Origin of the sequence: Pseudomonas sp. PDM14 (assembly GCF_014851905.1) — a bacterium.
In the GTDB taxonomy this organism is placed as follows: Bacteria; Pseudomonadota; Gammaproteobacteria; order Pseudomonadales; family Pseudomonadaceae; genus Aquipseudomonas.
Window position 1 is genome coordinate 646,519 of sequence record NZ_JACVAQ010000002.1, and the last position, 20,915, is coordinate 667,433.

Sequence of the window (20,915 nt, forward strand, 5' to 3'; positions counted from 1 at the left end):
CCCTGCGGCCCCAAGGCCGCCAGAAACCCTTGATAAAAAGGATAGAAACCATGAGCTCCGTTGCCGATACCATCAACTCCATGAAATCCAAGTTCAACGCCAGCGCCGCCGCCGGCCTGGACTTGGTATTCCAGTTCAACATCGAAGACGGTGAGAACTACGCGCTGATCGTCAAAGACGGCACCTGCGACGTGCAACAGGGCGACAACCCGAACGCCAACGTCACCCTGATCATGGACAGCGCCACCCTGGCCGGTATCGCCAGCGGCGAAACCGACGGCATGCAGGCCTTCATGGGCGGCAAACTGCGCGCCGAAGGCGACATGATGCTGGCCATGAAACTGGCCGAACTGTTCCCGGTCTGATTTCAGCGTCTACGCTGTAGCGCACCGCGAAGAACCGGAGTCCTGGACTCCGGTTTTTTTTGCCCGGCGAATTTTCACCAGCGAATCAGGGCCTTTGATCGACCAGCAACACCCGCATCTATAACGGCCGGCCAGGCTTGTGGGTACCCGGCGGCACCATTAGATTAGCCAATGATTAATGGCCCCCATCATAAGCAGAAGGGATAAGCATGACGCTTACAGACCAGTCCACCGGTATCCGTGACGGCGAAGAGCTCGACGCCGCGACCATCGACGGCTACCTCAAGGCACATATCCCCGGCCTCAGTGGCACGCCAAGCATCAGCCAGTTTCCCGGCGGCGCCTCGAACCTGACCTACCTGCTGGAATACCCCGAACAGGAGTTCGTCCTGCGTCGCCCGCCTTTCGGCCACAAGGCCAAGTCGGCGCACGACATGGGCCGCGAGTACCGCATTCTCAACCAGCTCAACGCCGGTTTCCCGTACTGCCCGAAAGCCTACGTGCACTGCACCGACGAAGCGGTGATCGGCAGCGAGTTCTATGTCATGGAGCGGGTCAAGGGCATCATCCTGCGCTCCGACATGCCGGCCGAGCTGAACTTCAGCGCCGAGCAGACCCGTGAACTGTGCAAGAGCTTCATCGACAAATTCGTCGACCTGCACAGCGTCGACTACCAGGCCTGCGGCCTCGCCGACCTGGGCAAGCCGGATGGCTACGTGAAGCGCCAGATCGAAGGCTGGAGCGATCGCTACGAGAAAGCCCTGACCCCCGACGCCCCAACCTGGGAACCGGTGAAGGCCTGGCTCAAGGACAAAATGCCGGCTGACCACCACAAGCCGGGCATCGTGCACAACGACTACCGCTTCGACAACGTCATCCTCGACCCGGCCAACCCGATGCAGATCATCGGCGTGCTGGACTGGGAGCTGACCACCATCGGCGATCCACTGATGGACCTGGGCAACACCCTCGCCTACTGGATCGAGGCGGCCGATCCGGCGCCGGTGCAACTGATGCGCCGCCAGCCGAGCAACGCACCCGGCATGCTCACCCGCCGCGAATTCGTCGACTACTACGCCGAACGCTCGGGGATCCAGATCGACAACTTCGACTTCTACTACACCTACGGCCTGTTCCGCCTGGCCGGCATCGTGCAGCAGATCTACTACCGCTTCTTCCATGGCCAGACCAAGGACAAACGCTTCGCGCAGTTCGTCATGATGAACAAACTGCTGGAGCAGATGAGTCTGCAAGTCATCGGCAAATCCACGCTCTAACCCGGCTCAGACAAGGTAATAGCAATGTCCAAGACAAACCTGTTCGACCTCGACGGCAAGATCGCTTTCGTTTCCGGCGCCAGCCGCGGCATCGGTGAAGCCATCGCCAAACTGCTGGCCCAGCAAGGCGCCCACGTGATCGTCTCGAGCCGCAAGATCGACGACTGCCAGAAAGTCGCCGACGCCATCGTCGCCGATGGCGGCAAGGCCACCGCGATTGCCTGCCACATCGGCGAGATGGAGCAGATCAGCGGCGTCTTCGCCTTCATTCGCGAACAGTTCGGCCGCCTCGACATCCTGGTCAACAACGCCGCCACCAACCCACAGTTCTGCAACGTACTGGACACCGACCTCGGCGCCTTCCAGAAGACCGTCGACGTGAACATCCGCGGCTACTACTTCATGTCCATCGAAGGCGGCAAGCTGATGAAGGCCAACGGTGGCGGTTCGATCATCAACGTCGCCTCGATCAACGGCGTTTCCCCGGGCGAATTCCAGGGCATCTACTCGGTGACCAAGGCGGCTGTGATCAGCATGACCAAGGTCTTCGCCAAGGAATGCGCGCAGTTCGGCATCCGCTGCAACGCCCTGCTGCCGGGCCTGACCGACACCAAGTTCGCCTCGGCCCTGACCAAGAACGACGCGATCCTCAACGTTGCCCTGCAGCGCATCCCGCTCAAGCGCGTGGCTGCACCGAGCGAAATGGCCGGCACCGTGCTGTACCTCGCCAGCGATGCCTCCAGCTACACCACCGGTGTGGCGCTGAACGTGGACGGCGGCTTCCTTTCCTGAGCCTCCGCTGACGCGAATCGCAGCCACAAAAAAGGGACCTTCGGGTCCCTTTTTCATTGCCTGGCGCTTACTGCCAGTCCTTCAACGCCTGGTTCGCCGCCTGGTTCATCGGCTTGGCGAGCAACCCGGTCGGGCTTAGCGTGACGTTGAACATCGCGCCATCGGTGATTGGCAGGTAAGTCACCCGCGCGGCCTCCGGGTCGAACAGGAACAGGTCGTGCTGGCCCAGGCGCAGCCAGCGCCACAGGTCGATGCCGTAGGGGCTCTGCGCCAGGGTGATCTGAGCATTGCGGGCGCTTTCCTGCTGTTCGATGGCGAGGAAGCGGCCAGAGAGTTTCTCCAGGCGATAACCGGGCTGCAGGCCAATCAGCGAGGCCAGGCCCTTCCAGCGCAGCAGGCGCGCATCCAGCTGCCAGAGATCGCCTTCCAGGGTCACCTGCCGCTCCTCGCCGCCCTCCAGCAGGCTGACGCGGTAGCGCTGCGGGCCATCGGCACTGAAGCTCAGGGTCAGAAGCGGCTTGTCTTCCGGCAGTGGGCTGTAGCTGAGCAGGTCATAGGCCACCACGCCAACCAGCGCGGCCAGTGCCAGGAAGGCCAGGCCGAACGTGCCACGCAGCCAGCCGAGGAACCAGCTGCGGTTGAACAGGATGCGTACCGCCACCACAATCGCCAGTACTGCCAACAGGCCAACGAACCAGGCCAGGCCGTCATACTGCATGTGTGCAATTCCTTCTCCGTGAAATTGCCGGCATTATGCGCAGCAGGCCGAGCAGCCGGCCAGCGGCAGCCCCGCACAATTGAACCCATGTCGAGTTTTTTATGCCTTTTCCGTTGGAGCTTGGCGTCGAGCCACTCACTCTGGTTATTCTCGTTCTCGTCGCATTCACCGCCGGCTTCATCGATGCCATCGCCGGTGGCGGTGGCCTGCTGACCATCCCCGCCCTGCTCACCGCCGGTCTGCCGCCACACCTGGTGCTCGGCACCAACAAGCTGTGCGCCACCTTCGGCTCGGCCACGGCCAGCTACACCTTCTACCGCCGCAAGCTGTTCTTCCCTGGGCAATGGCGCAACGCGCTGATCGCTACCGCCATTGGCGCGGCACTCGGCGCATTGCTCGCCCACTGGCTACCGGCCGAGTGGCTCAATCGTATCCTGCCGGTGATCGTCTTCGCCTGCGGCCTGTACCTGCTGTTCGGCAACACCCCGGACACCCAGCAGCAGGACGACATCCCCATCGCCCAGGGTCGACAATGGCCGCAAGGGCTCGGCCTGGGTTTCTACGATGGCGTCGTCGGGCCGGGCACCGGCGCGTTCTGGACCGTGACCACCCTGCTGCTCTATCCGCTCGACCTGCTGCGTGCCAGCGGCGTGGCGCGCAGCATGAATTTCGTCAGCAACGGCATGGCACTGGTGGTGTTCATCATCACCGGCCAGGTGGCATGGCTACTGGGCATCAGCATGGGCATCGCGCTAATGGGCGGTGCCTTTCTCGGCGCGCGTACGGCCATCAGCGGCGGTTCGAAGTTCATCCGCCCGGTGTTCATCGTGATGGTCTTGGCGTTGACCGCGCGTCTAGCGTGGCAGCACTGGTTCGGCCAGGCCTAGGCGGCGCGCCACGTAGAGGTCGATCAGGTAGCGGGCAATCGAGCGACCCATCGGCAAGGGCGGCAGCTGCTCGATGTGGAACCAGCCGGCGTCTTCGATCTCGTCCGGCTGCGGCACGATCTCACCGCCGGCGTACTCGGCGTGGAAACCGAGCATCAGCGAATGCGGGAACGGCCAGCTCTGGCTGCCAAGGTACTGCAGGTTGCGCACCTCGACACCAACTTCCTCGCGCACTTCACGCGCCACGCACTCCTCAGCCGACTCGCCTGGCTCGACGAATCCGGCCAGCGTGCTGTACATGCCCTGCACGAAACGCGAAGAGCGCGCCAGGAGGACCTCGTCACCGCGGGTCACCAGCACGATCATGCTCGGCGAAATGCGTGCATAGCTGTCCAGGCCGCACTCCGGGCAGCGCATGCAGCGTTCCCCCGGCACCTGGCGATTGCGCGTGCCACAACGACCACAGAACTGGTGCTGACTGCTCCAGTTACCCACCTGCTCGGCAAACGAGAGCATGCGGAAAGTCGGGTAGTCGGCCTGCATCATGACCTGCCGCAGGCCCAGCCACTGACAACCGGGCATCTCGACGGGCTGGCTCAATTCAAGCAACCACACCGGGTCGGCGGAGAAATGACCCAGGCCGTGCTCGCCGACGATAGGCAGGTCCTGGCGCTTCAGCCAGTCGCGCGGAAACAGCACGCCATTGGCATCGGACAGAAAGCCCTGAGCGCAACGCACCACCGCCCAACCGCCCGCCTGCTCATTGCTCAGCGGCGGTGTGGTCTGCCAGCCGTCCTGCATTAGGCGGCCACCGACAGGCCGAGCGCGCGCACGCTTTCCTCGGCGAGGTCGAGCACGCTTGGCGTGGTTTCCGGACGCAGCACCGCTCCCCCTTCGAGGTAGTACTCAAGGCTGCTCAAGGCGTCGGCCAGGGTTTCCAGCATCTGCTCGGAGGGCATCTGCCGGGATTCGATCATCTGCAGCTGGATGTAGTCGGCGCAGGCACCAATCAAGCGAGCGGCACGCTCCTGACCGAGGAACCACAGGCCACCGCGCACCGCTTGCAGACTGAACGGCACGTTGGCCAGATGCAGCTTCTCGCCTTCGGACTCCAGGTAGGCGGTGATTGCACGCTTGGCCAGCGCCAGGCCGGCCTGCGCCTCGTCGACCACGACAATGCGCGCTTCGATCAGCTGGTGCGTGGCGAAGGCCTCGCCTTCCTGACCTGGCTCGACCGGAGCAGGACGCTGCTCACGACGCTCGCCACGTTCCAGGCTGGCGACCATGCTTTCCACATAAAGCACCGCCTCGGCTAGCTTGTGCAGATCGGCACTGGCTGCCGGAGACTCTTCACTCCAGCCCGCCACGACCGGCAACTGCACCTGCAGCGCATTGGCCGCCGAGCTGAGGCCGACCATGCCGAGGGTCTTGGCCATCTTGCCGAGCAGCGCGTGGAGGTTGGCGAAGCTGTCCGGCTGCGCGGTTCCGCGCTCGATCAGATCGAGCAGGTCCTTGACGCTGGCCAGTTCCTCGCGGATCGCCGACGACAGCGAACGCATCACGCCCTGCCCCGGGCCGGACAGGCGTTGGTATTCCTCGTCGAGCAGGTGGTCGGTGAATGGCAGCGCGTTCAGGCCGAATACGTCGCGCACCGAACTGGCCTGCGGACCCTGACTGTCGGCCAGGGCCACCAGATAGAGCAACTCCTTGAGCAGGTTGCGCGGCGCTTCGTAGTCGGGGTTGGCCAGGGCCTGCTTCAGCTCGCGATCCAGGCGCGAGAACAGTTGCTTGCGCGTCTTGCGCAGCAGCAGTTGGCCATCGAGCTGTGCTTCCGCAGCGGCGGCACCGACCCAGAACAGGCGCCCGCGGGCTTGCCCGGCGTACAGACTGTCCAGGCGCGCCAGGGCACGCAGCATCAGCTTGAGACCAGCTTGCGGGTTGTCTTCGCGGATGAAACCAAGCAGGCCGACCTGGTACATGTGGCGCAGGCGGCGGCTGTCTTCGGCCCGTACTTCGGCAACAGCCGGTACGCCTGCCGGGCGCGCCTGATCGAGGCGCACACTGAAGAAAAAGCTTTCCGGCAGCGGCGGCTGGGCACCGGCCTGGCGCAGGTCGTTGATCGCCGGGAGCAGCAACTCGGGCATTTCCTGGCGATGCGCGTCGACGTTTTCCAGGTAGCGGCGCAGCACATACAGCGCGTTGCTCAGTGCCGAGAGCTGGACGTCGCGCTCTTCGCCGGCGCCGGCGGGAATGTCGGTCGCCTGCTGCAACACTTCCTGGGCCAGCAGTTCGGCGCCAGCCAGTTCGATCAGGTTGAGCGTACCGCGCACCTGTTGCAGGTTCTCCACGGCTTGCTGCAGGAGGCTGCCGTTGTTCCGTTCGGCAATGAAGTGTTCGAGACTCTGTTCGGTCTCTTCCATGGTCGTGAACAGCTCGTCACGCACCAGGCTCAGGGATGTCGCTCCAGTGACCATGGGCCTACTGCACCTCTCTAGGCTGGTACCGCATCAGTCGGCGAATTCCGCTTTCTGCTTGCTCATGTGCGCGGCGATGGCCACGCGCAGATCGGCAGATTGCAACATGGCGCCATTCCAGTTCGCCATGTATTCCAGGCCATCATCGACCCGGTGGTCACGCATGTAGCGGACCATGTGTTTGGTGCCGCGAATGGCGATCGGCGATTTTTCGGCGATTTCGCGGGCGATGGCGAACACGCCTTCCAGCAGTTCTTCCTGGCTGGCATAGGTGCGGTTGACCAATGCAATGCGCAGGGCTTCAGCACCGTCGATGGTGCGGCCGGTGTAGGCCAGTTCGCGCATCATGCCGTCACCGATGATACGCGGCAGGCGCTGCAGGGTGCCGACGTCGGCGGCCATGCCCATGTCGATTTCCTTGATGGAGAACTGCGCATCGACAGTGGAATAGCGCATGTCGCAGGCGGAAATCAGGTCGATGGCGCCGCCCAGGCAGTAACCCTGGATCGCCGCCAGCACCGGCTTGCGGCAGTTGTCGACGGCGTTGAAGGAGGCTTGCAGCTGGAGGATCTTACGGCGCAGGGCTTCGGCGTTGCGCCCAACATCCTTGCCCAGTTGGCTGCCGGCCTGGGCCAGCAACATCAGGTCGATGCCCGAGGAAAAGTGCTTGCCGGCGCCCGAAAGCACTGCCACGCGCACTTCATCGGTGTCGTCGACCCAACGGAAGATATCGATGATCTCCGTCCAGAAGTCCGCGTTCATCGCGTTGATCTTCTCGGGGCGGTTGATCTGCACGTGGGCAATCTTGTCGGTCAGTTCGACGCGAAAGGCTTTGTAGTCAGGCACGCAGATCATCCTCGGAGGCAGAAGCGCAGTGAGGTGCGCTTGGAAATATTGTTATGGTTAACCGCCCAACTATAACAAGCATGCACCAAATGTCGATGCTGGCCACTGTGACGCAGGGCACGCCCACCGAGTTGAGACGTTTTATGACCAACTTCGGTTAAGCGGTTGATCTGCCTCGACCTGCATCACGAGCAAATCGGGGACTGCGCAGCCGGCACAGCGCACGGAGCGGCTCACTCGGCGATGCAGTCCACGGTGTACTGCCCGCCCTCTTTCTGCAGCCCGTGGACGTCGGCGTCGAAACCGGGAAAACGCTCGTCGAAGGCACGGGCGAAGGCCAGGTACTCGATGATCGAGCGGGTCGCCGGGGTAAAACGTTCACCCGGCATGATCAGCGGAATGCCTGGCGGATACGGCACCAGCATCACCGCCGCCACGCGCCCTTGCAGCGCTTCGATCGGCACCGCTTCGACGTCACCACGCACCAACTGGTTGTAAGCGTCCGCCGGCTTCACCGCGACTTCGGGCAGCGTCGTGTACATGCGCTTGAGCGCCTTGGCCGTGGCGTTCTCGCGGTAGCAGGTGTGCAGTTGGGTGCACAGATCGCGCAAGCCCATGCCGGCGTAGCGCGCGGCATCCTCGCGCGCCACCGATGGCAAGGCGTCGAGCAGCGGCACGTTGGCATCGTAAGAGCGCTTGAACTCCAGCAGCTCGGTGAGCAGCGTGCTCCACTTGCCCTTGGTGATGCCCATGGAGAACAGCACGAGAAAGGAGTACAGGCCGGTCTTCTCCACCACAAGACCGCGCTCCCAGAGGAATTTGCTGACCACCGCCGCCGGAATACCGGACTCGGCCAGCGCGCCGTCGGCAGACAGCCCCGGCATCACCAGGGTGACCTTGATCGGGTCGAGCAGCACGTAGTCCTCGGCCACCTCGCCGAAACCATGCCAGTCGGCATTCGGCTGCAGCAGCCAGTCGCCAGTGGTCTGCGGCGCGTCGCTGCCTTCGGGCTGCGGCGGCTGCCAGATGCTGAACCACCAGTCGTCCGCCGCCAGGTTCTTGCGCAGGTTGGCCAGAGCGCGGCGGAAGCTTAGCGCCTCGTCGAAGGTTTCCTGGATCAGCGAGCGGCCGGCCGGGCCTTCCATCATCGCCGAAGCCACATCGAGCGAGGCAATGATGCCGTACTGCGGCGAGGTGGAGATGTGCATCATGAACGCCTCGTTGAAGCGGTCACGGTCGAGCTGGCGCTGGCCGCCATCTTGTACATGGATCATCGATGCCTGACTGAACGCCGCCAGCAACTTGTGCGTGGAGTGCGTGGTGAACACCAGCGGGGTCTTTTCGCCCTCGCTGGTGCCCATGCCGTAGCGCCCGGCGTAGAACTCGTGGAACGCGGCGTAGGCGTACCAGGCCTCGTCGAAGTGCAGCACCTCGACCGAGTCGCCGAGGGTCTGCTTGATCATCTCGGCGTTGTAGCAGAGGCCGTCATAGGTCGAGTTGGTCACCACCGCCAGCTTGACCTTCGGCGCACGACCGCGAGCCAGCGGGCTGGCGTCGATCTTCGCCTGGATCGACTCGCGGCTGAACTCGCTCAGCGGAATCGGCCCGATGATGCCCAGCTCGTTGCGCTCCGGGCACAGGTACAGCGGGATCGCGCCGGTCATGATGATCGAATGCAGGATCGACTTGTGGCAGTTGCGGTCGACCAGCACCAGATCGTCGCGACCGACCATCGAGTGCCAGACGATCTTGTTCGCGGTCGAGGTGCCGTTGATCACGAAGAAGGTGTGGTCAGCGCCGAAGTTGCGCGCCGCGCGCGCCTCGGCTTCCGCCAGCGGGCCGGTGTGGTCGAGCAGCGAGCCCAGCTCCGGCACTGAAACCGACAGGTCCGAGCGCAGGGTGTTCTCGCCGAAGAACTGGTGGAACGCTTGCCCCACCGGACTCTTGCGGTAGGCGACACCGCCGCCGTGCCCCGGCGTGTGCCAGGAATAGTTGGACTGTGCGGTGTGCTGCACCAGCGCCTTGAAGAACGGCGGCAGCAGGCCATCGAGGTAGCTGTGCGCCGCTCGCGCAACCTGGCGGGCGAGGAACGACACGGTGTCTTCGTAGAGATAGAGGATGCCACGCAGGTGGTTGAGGTCGGCCATCGCCTCGGCCGGCGCATTCTCGATGGTCACCTGCTCGCCCAGAGCGAAGATCGGTAGGTGCGGTGCACGCACGCGAGCGATGCGGATCAGCTCGACCATGTCCTGCAGCAGGCGCTGGTTTTCCCCGGCGCCTTCGGCGGCGACCAGGATGCAGGCCAAGCCGTGATGGGTCGAAGCGACGATACGCCCTTCCGCCGAGGTCGCCGTGGAGAGGATGCTGAAACCGTCCTGACTCAGTTCCTGGGCAATCGCCCGGACGCGCTCCCCGGCCACGGTGTCGGCCTTGATGTCGCGGTGGACGATGAGGACGGGGAATTTCAGGTCTTTGTACATGGCGTGATCCTGAGGGGTGGGCGCGGGCCTATCCCCTCAGGGTAGAAGTTCGCCCGAACGGGCGGAACCCCTCATGCGGCAAGCTGTAAGAAAAGGTCGCCTGGGCAACCTTTAACCCGACCTCAGGCCTCGGCCGGGGCTTCCAGCTGTATCCACAACGCTGGCGCGCCGGCAGACTTCTCGATGGCGGCGAGACGCGAGACATGTGCGGCGAGGTCTTCCTCGCTGGCGCGAATCACCCGGGTCGGCGCACGGCCAGCAGCCAAACGACGAATCGGACTGGGCACCTGGCGGCCACTGCCATCGCCACCCTCGCCGGCCAGGGACAGGTGAGTCTGCCCGCCAGTCATGGTCAGGTAGACGTCGGCAAGAATCTCGGCGTCGAGCAAGGCGCCGTGCAGGTCGCGACCGGAGTTGTCGACACCGTAGCGCTTGCACAGGGCATCGAGGTTGTTGCGCTGGCCCGGATGGCGCTCACGGGCCATCAACAGGGTATCGAGCACCGAGCAATAGTCGGCAACTTCGGCACGCTCGCTCTGCCCGAGCAGGGCGAATTCGTTGTTGATGAAGCCGATGTCGAACGCCGCGTTGTGGATGATCAGCTGCGCGCCGTTGATGAACTCGAAGAATTCGTCGGCGACATCGCGAAAGCGCTGTTTGTCGGCGAGGAACTCGCTGGTGATGCCGTGCACCGCCACCGCGCCTTCGTCGATTTCGCGATCGGGCTGCAGGTAGACATGGAAATGCCGCCCGGTCAGGCGCCGCCCTTCGAGCTCGACGCAGCCGATCTCGATGATCCGGTGGCCATCGGTGACCGGCATACCGGTCGTTTCGGTATCGAGAACCACACTACGCACGTTGCACACCCCTCACTTCATCGACGCCACGGTTGGCCAGTTGGTCGGCCCGTTCATTGCCCGGATGGCCGGTATGCCCGCGCACCCATTTCCACTCGACCTGGTGGCGATTGACCTGCTCGTCCAGCGCCTGCCACAGGTCGGCATTCTTCACCGGCTCCTTGGCGGCGGTCTTCCAGCCGCGCTTCTTCCAGTTCGGCATCCACTCCTGGATACCCTTCATCACATACTGCGAGTCGGTGACCAGGCGCACGGAACAGGGACGGGTCAGCGCGATCAGCGCGCAGATCGCCGCCATCAGCTCCATACGGTTATTGGTCGTGTTGGGCTCGCCGCCCCAGAGTTCTTTCTCGGCACCCTTGAAGACCAGCAGCGCCCCCCAGCCGCCGGGGCCGGGATTGCCCTTGCAGGCGCCATCGGTGTAGATCTCGACTAGTTCTTCGCTCATTGACTGCTTTATCTATCAAGCTGCTTAAAAACCATCTGCGCTGGCAATACGGCAACGTCTGCCTGGTATTCGGCATCGCCTGCGCTTTCAACGGCCTGTCATTGTTCGGAATCGCGGCGGCTGACCTTGGCCACCGGCATTGGCAGCAACTTGCCCATCGTGGCGCGTTGCACCGGGCGCAGCGGGCGCAAGCCGATCACCAGCTTGCGCGCCACCAGCAGGTAGAAGCCGCCGCCGGGCGTCTGCCAGGCATCGCCCCAGCGCTCCAGCCGGGCCAGGCGAGACTGCCAGGCTGCCGAAGCAAGCGGCGGACGATAGCACCCGAAGCGGCGTTTCTCCAGCGCGAAGCCGAGCAGGTTGAGCCAGTCGGCCAGGCGGTTCGGCGCGATGCAGCGGGCGCTGCGAAAACCGTCGCCGGCGAAGTAGTGACGCAGCCCCCAGGTACTCCACGGGTTGACCCCGACCACCAGCAGGTGCCCACCCGGACGCACGCTCTGCGCCGCCTCGCGCAACAGGCCGTGGGGCGACAGGCAGAAATCCAGGCCGTGCTGCAACACCACTACGTCGGCGGCATGCTCACCCAGCGGCCAGGCCTGCTCCTCGCAGGCGATGTCCACACCCGCCAGCGGCGCACCGAGGCGCACGTTGCAACGTACCTGCGGCGCACTGGGTGGCGTGGCCTCGGCCGGGCCGTAATGCACCAGGTAACCGCCGAAGTAGCGCGCCAGTTCGGCGTCCAGTGCCCGCCGCTCTTCGTCGAGCAGCAACTGGCCGAGCGGCGACGCCAGCCACTCGCGCGCATCCTGGGTGAGTTTCAGCCAGTCCGCATCGGCCTGGGCGAACGGTTCTTCGCGCATGGTGTGCTCCTGCATGGCCAATCAAGGCAGTTGCTGACTAAGATGCGCCAATGTTCCGAGCTTGGCGACCCCAGAAAATGTTTCAGATCGACGCACTCCCGGCTTTCAGCGACAACTACATCTGGCTCATCCAGGACTCGGCCACCCGGCGCTGCGCCGTGGTCGACCCAGGCGACGCCAAGCCAGTGCAGGCCTGGCTCGATGCACACCCCGACTGGCGTCTGAGCGACATCCTGATCACCCATCACCACCCCGATCACGTCGGTGGCGTGTCGGCGCTCAAGGCCGCCACCGGCGCCCGCGTATGGGGGCCGGCGCTGGAGAAAATCCCCGAGCGTGACGTGGCCCTGGACGATGGCCAACGCATCGAGGTGCTGGGCCTCGACTTCACCGTGCAGCTGGTGCCAGGCCACACCCTCGGCCACATCGCCTACTACCACGCTGCGGAGGGACAACCCTGGCTGTTCTGCGGCGACACACTGTTCGCTGCCGGCTGCGGACGTCTGTTCGAAGGCACGCCGCAACAGATGCACGACTCGCTGCAACGATTCGCCGACCTTCCGGACAGCACCCTGGTCTACTGCACCCACGAATACACCCTGAGCAACCTGCACTTCGCCCGCGCGGTGGAACCGCACAATGCGCAGATCGCCGCGCGCTTCGCCGAGGTCGAGGCCTGGCGAGCCGAGGGTCGCATCAGCCTGCCGTCAAACCTGGCCCTGGAGAAAGCCAGCAATCCGTTCCTGCGCTGTGAAGAGCCCGAGGTACGGAAAAAAATAGACGAGCGGGACGGCACACACGCACGCAGTGCAAGCGAGGTATTTGCTCGCCTGCGCGCCTGGAAGGACGAATTTCGTATCAATTGAGCCAGGACGGCCGACTGGTGAAAACTTGACCAGCCCCCAGGCCGTTCCTAGAATCGCCCCACTTTTTGTGTCGGACGATCCTAAAGACCAATGCCTTTATTACCTTTTGGAACCCTTGATTCAGCGGCATTGGCACGACGAGCAAGGGCTCTGACGGTGATGCTGTGCATCGGCCTCAGCGGCTGCCAGAGCATGAACAACAGTGCTCCGGTGGATACCAGCGCCGACACCGACCGCGCCGTCAGCCTGCAGCAGGAGCCCGAGTGGCTCAACGCCGCCGTCGAGACGCAGCCCCCGGTGGACATCTGGGATCGCATGCGCGACGGCTTCAAGCTGCAGGACTCGATTGGCGTCAACCCGCGCATCGAGAACCAGCGCCTGTGGTTCGTCAGCAACCCCTCCTTCCTCGAAAACGCCAGCGAACGCGGCAGCCTTTATATCCATTACGTGGTCGAACGCCTCGAAGAGCGCGACATGCCCATGGAGCTGGCGCTGCTGCCGGTGATCGAAAGCGCCTACAACCCCTTCGCCTACTCGCGCAGCCACGCGGTCGGGCTGTGGCAGTTCATCCCGTCGACCGGCAAGCACTTCAACCTGCGCCAGACCAACTGGTACGACGGTCGCCGCGACATCACCGCCTCGACCAACGCGGCGATGACCTACCTGAGCCGCCTGCACGACATGTTCAACGGTGACTGGCTGCTCGCCCTCGCCGCCTACAACGCCGGCGAAGGCACCGTCAGCCGCGCGATCGAGCGCAACCAGAAGCTCGGCCTGCCGACCGACTACTGGAACCTGCCGCTGCCCAAGGAAACCCAGGACTACGTGCCCAAGCTGCTGGCGCTGTCGCAGATCGTCATGTCGCCGGAAGCCTACGGCGTGGCGCTGAGCCCGATCGCCAACGAGCCGTACTTCGAGCAGATCAACATTGCCCAGCGCCTGGACCTGTCGCGCGTGGCGCAGATGGCCGAGATCGACGAAAACGAGCTGTACAACCTCAACCCGGCCTTCAAGAAGCGCATCACCATGGATGGCCCGCAGCACCTGCTGGTGCCCAGCAGCAAGGCCGAACTGCTCAGCGCCAACCTGGCCCTGATGACACCGCAGCAACTGGTGAGCTGGCAGGAATACCGCGTGCGCCCCGGCGACAACCTGCACACCATCGCCAACCGTTACCACCTGACGGTCGCCACCCTGAAGCAGGCCAACAACCTGCCGAGCAACAACCTGCGCGTTGGCCAACTGTTGAGCATCCCCACCGAGGGTGGCAGCGAGCCGAGCCGGCCGCTGCATCAGCAGGTCGCCAGCACCGCAGCGCCGGCCAGCAGTGCAGCACGACGCCACACCGTGCGCAGCGGCGACACGCTCTGGCAGATTGCCAATGCCAACAAGGTCTCGCTCAAGGATCTGCAGCGCTGGAACAAACTGAGTGCCACCAGCAGGCTGAGCCTGGGCCAGGAGCTGCTGGTCCAGGGCGGCGGCATGAGCGGCGGCACCGGCAATTCGGTGGCGGCAGCGCCAGCCAGCAACGGCCGGCAGTCGGTGACCTACTACAAGGTCAAGGCCGGCGACTCGATGTACCTGATCGCCCGCCGCTTCAAGGTCGAGATGGAACACCTGCAGCGCTGGAACCCGCGTAGCGGCCAGGCACTCAAGCCGGGCCAGACCCTGACCCTGTACCTCGCCAACTGACCGGTCCGATCAGCGCTTGCTCACCGCTTCCAGGCAGCGCCCGGTCAGCTGGGTGAAGCGCTGGAAGGCCACGAACTGCTCGTGCTTCAGCGCTCGCCCGGACAGCCGGCAATCGGCGTAGAGCACGCCGATCTCGCGCGTGCCGGCCAGGATCGGCGCGATGAAGAACATGCCCTGCCCCAACGCCTGGCGCATCGGCAGCGTGACCAGCTCATTGAGGTTGTAGCTCGCCGGCACGCCCAGCCATAACGCCTCGCGGTTGCGCAGCGCATAACTGAAGATGTGCGGCTGCTCGAGCTGGGTGGCAGGTAGCTGAAAGGTCTCCAGCCAGGTTTCCGTGCCCTCGCCGACCACGCGCTTGGCGCGAAAGCGCGACTGCCCGTCGGCCAGCACCGCCAGCATCACCCGCTCCAAACCGGCGCCCTGGTGCAGGCCTTTGAGCAGCGTGTCGAGGATCAAGCCGACATCGGCCTTCTTGCTGACCATCATGCCGAGATCCTGCAGCGCCTGCTGCAGGACCAACAGGTTCGGTTGCAGCAGGCGCGCCTTGCGCTCCTGCTGTTGCAGCTTGATCTGCTCGGGGTCGGTATTGGGGATCAGCCGGCACAGCTTGCCGGCGCCGAAGGTGGTCGCCACCTTGACCGTTTCCTCGGCGCTTTCCAGCATCTGGCGCAACGCGTCTTCGCGGCTGATGCCGGTGAAGTCGGCAATCTGCGCCACCAGCGCTTCCATGGCGGGCGAATCCCAGCCGTCGAGCGCCGCCTCACTGATTTTCACGCCCAGGCTCACCGCACGCACCGCCGGATCGTTCTGGCTGCTGGAGCTGTGCGCCAGGCTGGCGATCTCGCCGAGGTTCCAGCTTTTCACCAGGCCCAGGGTCAACTGGCGGAAGCTGGTGCCGAGGACATCGCGCGCCGCATGGTCGGGGTTCACTCCGGGCTGGTCGAGCGCCGCGGCCAGTTCATCCGCCTGCTCGCCACCGCAGCCCCAGAAGGCCAGCTCGCCGACCTGGTTGAGCAAGGCCGCGATGAACACCTCTTCCTGATTGCGCGTGAGTACGTAGCCGGCGATGTTGCGCGCCTGCACGGCGGCGTGGAACGAGCGCGCCAGCAGCATCTGCAACTGCTCGCGCGGCGCACGGGTCATCAGGCCGTCGATCAGGCTGACCGACATGCCGATCAGGCGCACGTTGTCGAAGCCGATCAGCACGATGGCCCGCGAAATGGTACGGATGGCTTCCTGAGACGGGTTGTAGTACGCGCTGTTACCGACGCGCAGCACCTTGGAGGTCAGCGAGGCATCGCGCAGCAGCACGTCGGCCAGTTGCTGGACCGACGACTTGTCGGCCTGGGAAAGTCGATGCAAGTCTTGGACGACCGCGGCTAGAGCGGGTAATTCGGCCTGATTCAAACGATCTATCCATGCCTGCACACCCACACTGCGTTCACCCAAGACCAACACCTCATTTCATTTTGTTTCCGTGTTATCAAAATGATGGCACATCCAGCTGAAAAGGCACTCTTTTTCCTGCGGATACAAGCTGTTACTGTACCGCCCGAGAAGCCCGAAAAGCCGCCATGGACTGGACCTTGCGCCCAATGCGTCCCCTGCTCCCGCTGATACTTGGCCTGGCCATGAGCTTTCCCACCTTCGCGACGATCAGCGAAAGCCACGGTTACGCCCAGTTCGGCACCCTCAAGTACCCTGCCAGCTTCACCCATTTCGACTGGGTGAACCCCGACGCGCCCAAAGGCGGCACCTTGCGCGTGATGGCCTACGGCACATTCGACACCCTCAACCCGTACAGTTTCAAAGGCAGCAGCCCATCGGCCGCGCCCAACTTCCTGCAGTACGGCGTCACCGAACTCAACGAAACGCTGATGGCCGGCACCGGCCAATACGACCCGTCGGGTGACGAGCCGGCCTCCAGCTACGGGCTGATCGCCCGCTCGGTGGAATACAGCGAAGACCGCAGCTGGGTGGTATTCAACCTGCGCAAGGAGGCCCGCTTCCACGACGGCAAGCCGATCACCGCCTACGACGTGGCCTTTTCCTATCGCCTGCTGGTCAAGCAGGGACACCCGCAGTACCGCACCAACCTGCAGGAAGTGCAGCGGGTCGACATCCTCAACCGCCACCGCATCCGCTTCGTCTTCAAGCGCGCCGGCAACCCGCTGCTGATCCTGCGCCTGGGCGAGTTGCCGGTGCTGCCGCAGCACTACTGGAAAGACCGCGACTTCAAGGCCACCAGCTTCGAACCGCCGCTCGGCAGCGGCCCCTACCGCGTAAGCAAGGTCGACCCGGGCCGACGGCTGGTCTTCGAGCGAGTCAAGGACTGGTGGGGCGAGCGCCTGCCGGTCAACCGTGGCAAGTACAACTTCCAGCACGTCGAAGTGGATTTCTACCGCGACAGCAATGTCGCCTTCGAAGCATTCAAGGCCGGCGAGTTCGACTTCTACATCGAGCACCAGGCGAAGAACTGGTCGACCGCCTATCGCTTCCCGGCCATCGCCCGCGGCGACGTGATCCGTGCCGAGATCCCGCACCGCATTCCCACCCAGACCCAGGCGCTGTTCATGAACAGCCGCCGCAGCGTGTTCGCCGAACGCCCGGTGCGCGAAGCGATGGCGCTGATGTTCGACTTCGAGTGGACCAACCGCACGCTGTTCAACAACGCCTACCAGCGCGCCAGCAGCTACTACCCGAACAGCGAATTCGCCGCCACCGGCAAGCCCGAAGGCCTCGAGTGGCTGATGCTCTCGCCCTACCGCAAGCAACTGCAACCGCGCCTGTTCAGCGACTCCTTCCAGGTACCCACTACCGAAGGTCGTGGCATCCCGCGCGAAACCCTGCGTCGCGCGCTCGGTCTATTGGCCGAAGCCGGCTGGAAGCCCTCCAGCCGCGGACTGCTGAACGCCAAGGGAGAGCCGTTGCGTTTCGAGATACTGCTGGTCAACCCCAACCTGGAGCGCATTCTCCAGCCCTACAGCGAGAACCTCGCCAGCCTGGGCATCAAGGTCGTCTTGCGCACCGTGGACCGCGCCCAGTACAAACAGCGTCTCGACCATTTCGACTACGACATGATCCTCATGACCCTGCCGCAGACGCTCAGCCCCGGCCTGGAACAATGGCAGTACTTCCACTCCAGCCAGGCCGGCATCAAGGGCAGCAAGAACTATGCAGGCGTCGCCCACCCGGTGGTCGACCACCTGCTGGAAAAACTCCTCGCCGCACAGACCCGCGACCAACAGGTGGCCGCCAGCCGCGCCATCGACCGGACCCTGCTCTGGCAGCATTACAGCATTCCTAACTGGTACATCAATTATCACCGCCTGGCCTACCGCAATCGGTTCGCCTTCGTCACTACCCCGCCTTACACCCTCGGTCTGCGGGCCTGGTGGCTGAAACCCACGGAGATTGCACCATGAGCAACACCCTGCGCGCCCTCGCCCTGCACGGCACCGGTCTGCTGATGCTGGGGCTTGCCAGCCTCGGCCAGGCCGCCCCGCAAACCGCGATGACCCTGTATGGCGAGCCGCCCAAGTATGCCGAGGGCTTCAGCCACTTCGACTTCGTCAACCCGGACGCGCCCAAGGGCGGCACCCTGCGCCTGCCAGCCTTCAACGGCTTCGACAGCCTCAACCCGTTCATCCCCAAGGGCAATGCCGCCGACCAGATGGGGCTGATCTACGACAGCCTGACCTACCACTCGCAGGACGAGCCGTTCACCGAGTACGCCCTGCTCGCCGAGAAGATCGAGCGTCCCGCCGACAACAGCTACGTGCGCTTCTTCATCAACCCCAAGGCGCGCTTCCACGATGGCAGTCCGGTGACCGCCGACGACGTGGTGTTCACCTTCAACGCCCTGGTCGAGAAAGGCCACCCGCAATACCGCCACTACTACGCCGACGTGGCCAAGGTCGAAGCCGAGGACAAGCTACGCGTGCGCTTCGACTTCAAGCACACCGGCAACCGTGAGCTACCTCTGATCCTCGGCCAGCTGCAGGTGCTGCCCAAGCATTGGTGGGCCGAACGCGACTTCAGCAAGGGCAGCCTGGAAATCCCGCTGGGCAGCGGCCCGTACAAGATCGCCAAGGTTTCGCCGGGTAGCTCGATTCGCTTCGAGCGGGTCAAGGACTGGTGGGGCAAGGACCTGCCGGTCTCGCGCGGCCTGTACAACTTCGACGTAATCAACGTCGACTACTACCGCGACATGTCGGTCGCCCTGGAAGCCTTCAAGGCCGGGCAGTTCGACACCAACCTGGAATACTCGGCCAAGGACTGGAACACCGGCTACGACTCCCCAGCGCTGCGCGCCGGTCAGTTCGTCAAGGAAGCCATCCCCAACCACAACCCCGTGGGCATGCAGGGCTTCGTGTTCAACACCCGCAAGCCGGTGTTCCAGGACCGCCGCGTGCGTGAAGCCATCGCCCTGCTGTTCGACTTCGAGTGGGCCAGCAAGCAGCTGTTCTACGGCGCGTACAAGCGCACCCACAGCTACTTCGAGAACTCGGAAATGGCCGCCACAGGCCTGCCGGATGCCGAGGAGCTGAAACTGCTCGAACCACTGCGCGACAAGCTGCCGCCGGAAGTCTTCACCCAGGAATTCAAGCCGCCGGTCAGCGACGGCAGCGGCATCATCCGCGAACAGAGCCGCCGCGCCTACCAGCTGTTGACCGAGGCCGGCTACCGCATCGACAACGACAAGATGGTCGACGCCAGCGGCAAGCAACTGAGCTTCGAGTTCCTCAACACCCAGGCCAACCTGGAACGCGTGATCCTGCCGCTCAAGCGCAACCTCGCCGAACTGGGCATCGAACTGAACATCCGCCGGGTCGACGCCTCGCAGTACATCAACCGCCTGCGCTCGCGCGACTTCGACATGACCTCGTCGATCTGGCCGCAGTCGACCTCGCCCGGCAACGAGCAGCGTGAGTTCTGGCACTCCAGCAGCGCCGACAACCCCGGCAGCCGCAACCTGATCGGCCTGCGCGACCCGGCCATCGACCAACTGGTGGACGGCCTGATCCGCGCCGACTCGCGCCAGGCGCTGATCACCCACGCCCGCGCCCTGGACCGCGCCCTGCTCTGGGGTCATTACGTGATCCCCAACTACTATGTCGACACCTGGCGCATCGCCTACTGGAATCGCTTCGGCCACCCGACAACCACGCCGCTGTACGACTACGGCCTGATGAGCTGGTGGGAAGAACGCCCGGTCGGCGCCGTAAAACCGGTCAGTGACGCACCCGCCAAGGATGCGAACTGAATGCTCGCCTACATCGTTCGCCGCCTGCTGCTGATACTGCCGACCCTGCTCGGCATCCTGATCATCAACTTCATCATCATCCAGGCCGCCCCCGGCGGTCCGGTGGAACAGATGATTGCCAAGCTGGAAGGCTTCGACGCAGCCTCCGGCGGCGCCACCGGGCGGATTTCCGGCGGCGGCGGCGAAGTCGCGGTGGCCGGTTCCAGCTACCGCGGTGCCCAGGGCCTCGACCCGGACCTGGTGGCGGAAATCGAGCGTATGTATGGCTTCGACAAATCCGCCCCCGAGCGCTTCTGGCTGATGATCAAGAGCTATGCGCAACTGGACTTTGGCGAGAGCTTCTTCCGCGACGCCAGCGTGATCGACCTGATCATCGAGAAGATGCCGGTATCGATCTCCCTCGGCCTGTGGAGCACGCTGATCACCTACCTGGTATCGATTCCGCTGGGCATCGCCAAGGCCACCCGCCACGGCAGCGCCTTCGACGTCTGGACCAGCACTGCCATCGTCATCGGCTACGCCATCCCCGCCTTCCTCTTCGCCATTCTGCTGATCGTGCTGTTCGCCGGCGGCAGTTACTGGGACTGGTTCCCCTTGCGCGGACTGACCTCGGGTAACTTCGCCGAACTGAGCATGACCGGCAAGGCCCTCGACTACTTCTGGCACCTGGCGCTACCGGTGACCGCCCTGGTCATCGGCAACTTCGCCACCCTCACCCTGCTGACCAAGAACAGCTTCCTCGACGAGATCGGCAAGCAGTACGTGACCACCGCCCGCGCCAAGGGCCTGAGCAACAGCCGCGTGCTCTACGGCCACGTATTTCGCAACGCCATGCTGCTGATCATCGCCGGCTTCCCCGCGGCGTTCATCGGCATCTTCTTCACCGGCTCCCTGCTGATCGAGGTGATTTTCTCCCTCGATGGCCTGGGCCTGATGAGCTTCGAGGCAGCGATCAACCGCGACTATCCGGTGGTGTTCGGCACCCTGTTCATCTTCACCCTGCTCGGGCTGGTGGTGAAACTGATCGGCGATATCGCCTACACCCTGGTCGATCCGCGCATCGATTTCGAAAGCCGGGAGAATTGAT

At 64.1% G+C, this 20,915-nt stretch carries 18 protein-coding genes; 9 read left to right on the forward strand and 9 right to left on the reverse strand.

The features are described 5' to 3' along the window. Positions 1-50 precede the first annotated feature (50 nt). From IB229_RS15650 to IB229_RS15660, 3 genes are all read left to right on the forward strand, one after another. Positions 51-365, forward strand: a complete 315-nt coding sequence (locus IB229_RS15650) for an SCP2 sterol-binding domain-containing protein (RefSeq protein ID WP_076428759.1) — start codon at positions 51-53, stop codon at positions 363-365. 209 nt (positions 366-574) lie between these two features. Next, complete coding sequence (locus IB229_RS15655; protein ID WP_192330603.1) at positions 575-1,642, forward strand: phosphotransferase family protein; 1,068 nt, start codon at positions 575-577, stop codon at positions 1,640-1,642. Positions 1,643-1,666: 24 nt separating this feature from the next. Further along, positions 1,667-2,434, forward strand: a complete 768-nt coding sequence (locus IB229_RS15660; protein ID WP_192330605.1) for an SDR family oxidoreductase — start codon at positions 1,667-1,669, stop codon at positions 2,432-2,434. Between the two features lie 67 nt (positions 2,435-2,501). On the opposite strand, the gene IB229_RS15665 is transcribed toward IB229_RS15660, so the two are convergent. Beyond that, entirely contained in the window at positions 2,502-3,152 is a 651-nt protein-coding gene (locus IB229_RS15665; RefSeq protein WP_192330606.1) for a hypothetical protein, read from the reverse strand. A gap of 101 nt (positions 3,153-3,253) precedes the next feature. On the opposite strand from IB229_RS15665, the gene IB229_RS15670 reads away from it, so the two are divergent. Continuing rightward, entirely contained in the window at positions 3,254-4,039 is a 786-nt protein-coding gene (locus IB229_RS15670) for a TSUP family transporter (RefSeq protein WP_192330607.1), read from the forward strand. Here the strand turns inward: IB229_RS15670 and nudC are convergent. From nudC to IB229_RS15705, 7 genes are all read right to left on the reverse strand, one after another. Beyond that, complete coding sequence (nudC, locus tag IB229_RS15675; protein ID WP_192330608.1) at positions 4,007-4,840, reverse strand: NAD(+) diphosphatase; 834 nt, start codon at positions 4,838-4,840, stop codon at positions 4,007-4,009. The two genes, IB229_RS15670 and nudC, sit on opposite strands and share 33 nt — an antisense overlap. Beyond that, a complete protein-coding gene (locus IB229_RS15680) occupies positions 4,840-6,513 on the reverse strand; it encodes a ferrous iron transporter B (protein ID WP_192330609.1) in 1,674 nt (557 codons plus the stop codon). Before IB229_RS15680 ends, nudC begins: the two co-directional genes overlap by 1 nt. Before the next feature lie 33 nt (positions 6,514-6,546). Beyond that, positions 6,547-7,359: a crotonase/enoyl-CoA hydratase family protein gene (locus IB229_RS15685; protein ID WP_192330610.1), complete on the reverse strand. Its 813-nt coding sequence runs from the start codon at positions 7,357-7,359 to the stop codon at positions 6,547-6,549. 233 nt (positions 7,360-7,592) lie between these two features. Then, complete coding sequence (locus IB229_RS15690) at positions 7,593-9,839, reverse strand: Orn/Lys/Arg decarboxylase N-terminal domain-containing protein (RefSeq protein WP_192330611.1); 2,247 nt, start codon at positions 9,837-9,839, stop codon at positions 7,593-7,595. A gap of 122 nt (positions 9,840-9,961) precedes the next feature. Beyond that, entirely contained in the window at positions 9,962-10,696 is a 735-nt protein-coding gene (gene dnaQ / locus IB229_RS15695) for a DNA polymerase III subunit epsilon (protein ID WP_192330612.1), read from the reverse strand. Continuing rightward, entirely contained in the window at positions 10,689-11,144 is a 456-nt protein-coding gene (gene rnhA, locus IB229_RS15700) for a ribonuclease HI (protein ID WP_192330613.1), read from the reverse strand. The genes dnaQ and rnhA overlap by 8 nt, the downstream gene beginning before the upstream one ends. A 98-nt stretch (positions 11,145-11,242) precedes the next feature. Further along, a complete protein-coding gene (locus IB229_RS15705) occupies positions 11,243-12,001 on the reverse strand; it encodes a methyltransferase domain-containing protein (protein WP_192330615.1) in 759 nt (252 codons plus the stop codon). Between the two features lie 77 nt (positions 12,002-12,078). Here IB229_RS15705 and gloB point away from each other — a divergent pair, with 77 nt between their 5' ends. Both gloB and IB229_RS15715 read left to right on the forward strand, forming a co-directional pair. After that, entirely contained in the window at positions 12,079-12,867 is a 789-nt protein-coding gene (gene gloB / locus IB229_RS15710) for a hydroxyacylglutathione hydrolase (RefSeq protein WP_192330617.1), read from the forward strand. A gap of 90 nt (positions 12,868-12,957) precedes the next feature. Beyond that, entirely contained in the window at positions 12,958-14,559 is a 1,602-nt protein-coding gene (locus IB229_RS15715; RefSeq protein WP_192330619.1) for a LysM peptidoglycan-binding domain-containing protein, read from the forward strand. Positions 14,560-14,568: 9 nt separating this feature from the next. On the opposite strand, the gene IB229_RS15720 is transcribed toward IB229_RS15715, so the two are convergent. Then, positions 14,569-15,990, reverse strand: coding sequence for an HDOD domain-containing protein (locus IB229_RS15720; RefSeq protein WP_412547805.1), 1,422 nt, complete (start codon positions 15,988-15,990; stop codon positions 14,569-14,571). Between the two features lie 167 nt (positions 15,991-16,157). Between IB229_RS15720 and IB229_RS15725 the strand changes: the two genes are divergently transcribed. The 3 genes from IB229_RS15725 to IB229_RS15735 are packed head-to-tail and all read left to right on the forward strand — an operon-like array spanning position 16,158 to position 20,914. Then, positions 16,158-17,987, forward strand: coding sequence for an extracellular solute-binding protein (locus IB229_RS15725; RefSeq protein WP_192330623.1), 1,830 nt, complete (start codon positions 16,158-16,160; stop codon positions 17,985-17,987). Continuing rightward, the gene (locus IB229_RS15730) at positions 17,984-19,828 is read left to right on the forward strand and encodes an extracellular solute-binding protein (RefSeq protein ID WP_192330625.1); all 1,845 of its coding nucleotides are present in this window, start codon (positions 17,984-17,986) and stop codon (positions 19,826-19,828) included. The genes IB229_RS15725 and IB229_RS15730 overlap by 4 nt, the downstream gene beginning before the upstream one ends. After that, entirely contained in the window at positions 19,829-20,914 is a 1,086-nt protein-coding gene (locus IB229_RS15735; RefSeq protein WP_192330627.1) for a microcin C ABC transporter permease YejB, read from the forward strand. Position 20,915 lies beyond the last annotated feature (1 nt).

Excerpts from the sequence above, each read along its gene's own strand:
- IB229_RS15670 (WP_192330607.1), top strand. The coding sequence starts at position 3,254 with ATGCCTTTTCCGTTGGAGCTTGGCGTCGAGCCACTCACTCTGGTTATT.
- IB229_RS15660 (WP_192330605.1), top strand. The coding sequence starts at position 1,667 with ATGTCCAAGACAAACCTGTTCGACCTCGACGGCAAGATCGCTTTCGTT.
- rnhA (WP_192330613.1), bottom strand. The coding sequence starts at position 11,144 with ATGAGCGAAGAACTAGTCGAGATCTACACCGATGGCGCCTGCAAGGGC.
- IB229_RS15715 (WP_192330619.1), top strand. The coding sequence starts at position 12,958 with ATGCCTTTATTACCTTTTGGAACCCTTGATTCAGCGGCATTGGCACGA.
- IB229_RS15690 (WP_192330611.1), bottom strand. The coding sequence starts at position 9,839 with ATGTACAAAGACCTGAAATTCCCCGTCCTCATCGTCCACCGCGACATC.
- IB229_RS15725 (WP_192330623.1), top strand. The coding sequence starts at position 16,158 with ATGCGTCCCCTGCTCCCGCTGATACTTGGCCTGGCCATGAGCTTTCCC.
- IB229_RS15735 (WP_192330627.1), top strand. The coding sequence starts at position 19,829 with ATGCTCGCCTACATCGTTCGCCGCCTGCTGCTGATACTGCCGACCCTG.
- IB229_RS15665 (WP_192330606.1), bottom strand. The coding sequence starts at position 3,152 with ATGCAGTATGACGGCCTGGCCTGGTTCGTTGGCCTGTTGGCAGTACTG.
- nudC (WP_192330608.1), bottom strand. The coding sequence starts at position 4,840 with ATGCAGGACGGCTGGCAGACCACACCGCCGCTGAGCAATGAGCAGGCG.
- IB229_RS15730 (WP_192330625.1), top strand. The coding sequence starts at position 17,984 with ATGAGCAACACCCTGCGCGCCCTCGCCCTGCACGGCACCGGTCTGCTG.
- IB229_RS15655 (WP_192330603.1), top strand. The coding sequence starts at position 575 with ATGACGCTTACAGACCAGTCCACCGGTATCCGTGACGGCGAAGAGCTC.
- IB229_RS15705 (WP_192330615.1), bottom strand. The coding sequence starts at position 12,001 with ATGCGCGAAGAACCGTTCGCCCAGGCCGATGCGGACTGGCTGAAACTC.
- IB229_RS15680 (WP_192330609.1), bottom strand. The coding sequence starts at position 6,513 with ATGGTCACTGGAGCGACATCCCTGAGCCTGGTGCGTGACGAGCTGTTC.
- IB229_RS15650 (WP_076428759.1), top strand. The coding sequence starts at position 51 with ATGAGCTCCGTTGCCGATACCATCAACTCCATGAAATCCAAGTTCAAC.
- gloB (WP_192330617.1), top strand. The coding sequence starts at position 12,079 with ATGTTTCAGATCGACGCACTCCCGGCTTTCAGCGACAACTACATCTGG.